Consider the following 638-nt stretch of genomic DNA (forward strand, 5'->3'; position numbering starts at 1 on the left):
CCACATACAACTCCCCCACCACCCCCGACGGCACCGGACACAAACCCTCATCCAGCACATACACCCGCAGATCGGGAATGCCCACGCCGATAACGCTTCCCACCCCGCTCACCGCCGCCCGCCGATCCAGCACGGCAYAGGTGACRTGCACCGTGGTCTCGGTGATCCCGTACATGTTCACCAGCACCGGCGCGGTCTCGGGATGGCGGTCATACCAATCGTCCAGACGCCCCGGATCCAGGGCCTCGCCGCCGAAGATCACATACCGCAGCGACGACCCCACCCCCGCMCCCTCCCGCTCAGCCCGCATGAACTGGTAGAACGCCGACGGCGTCTGATTCAGCACCGTCACCCCCTGCGCAGCCACCAACGCCACGAACTCCCCCGGCGACCGGCTCACCCCGAACGGCACCACCACCAACCGCCCGCCATACAACAACGCCCCCCACAACTCCCACACCGAAAAATCAAACGCATACGAATGGAACAACGCCCACACATCCGTCTCGTCGAARCCGAACCACCCCTCCGTCGAGACCAGCAACCGCGTCACATTCCCATGCGAAACCACCACCCCCTTCGGCCGCCCCGTCGACCCCGACGTGAAAATCACATACGCCGGATGCGCCGGCAACAAC

Annotated in this window: 1 protein-coding gene; it reads right to left on the reverse strand. The window is 65.1% G+C overall.

Going from position 1 to position 638, the window contains the following annotated elements; translation table 11 throughout:
- Positions 1-613, reverse strand: a 613-nt coding sequence (locus CA984_RS44270; protein ID WP_341351775.1) for an AMP-binding protein, incomplete at its 3' end; no start/stop codon positions are given.
- Positions 614-638: the final 25 nt, after the last annotated feature.

Origin of the sequence: Streptosporangium minutum, assembly GCF_002149035.1 — a bacterium.
In the GTDB taxonomy this organism is placed as follows: Bacteria; Actinomycetota; Actinomycetes; order Streptosporangiales; family Streptosporangiaceae; genus Streptosporangium; species Streptosporangium minutum.